This window comes from Vibrio sp. OPT46 (assembly GCF_015163535.1).
GTDB lineage: Bacteria > Pseudomonadota > Gammaproteobacteria > Enterobacterales > Vibrionaceae > Vibrio > Vibrio alginolyticus.
Genome location: NZ_JADDYG010000036.1, coordinates 1 through 447, shown reverse-complemented (window position 1 = coordinate 447; position 447 = coordinate 1). Strand labels below are relative to the sequence as shown.

1 protein-coding gene is annotated in these 447 nt (G+C 40.3%); it reads left to right on the top strand.

What is annotated here, in order from left to right:
• Positions 1–303: heme NO-binding domain-containing protein (locus IQR33_RS02390; RefSeq protein ID WP_193843476.1), on the top strand; the 303-nt coding region annotated here is incomplete at its 5' end.
• Between the last annotated feature and the right edge of the window lie 144 nt (positions 304–447).

Below are 447 nucleotides of genomic sequence, written 5' to 3'. Positions count from 1 at the left end.
ATTCCTAGTCACGCCAGTTTGCAACAGTGTGAAACGACGTTTCAATTTGTTCGCCATGTTGAAGACTTTATTCATGTCGAAGTTAAGAAGCTCTATCCTGATGCTAACCCTCCGCAATTTGATTTCATTAGTGAAAACCAATCCCAATTGGTATTTGACTACCACAGCGCAAGATGTATGTCTCACGTATGCTTAGGATTGATAAAAGGTTGTGCTGCACATTTTGGTGAGGTAGTTCATATCAAACATCAAAACCAGTCAGAAGATGGCAGCAAAGTACGTTTTTGGTTAGAGGCTCAATAAGAACGATATGACGGGAAGTTCCTCATTAGAAAGGAAACTCAAACGAGAAGTTGCATCAAGAAAAGCAGCTGAGCAGCTGTTGGAACAGAAAAGCTTAGAGTTATATGAATCCAACCAGCAACTCAGTGTTGCATTGAAAAAGCT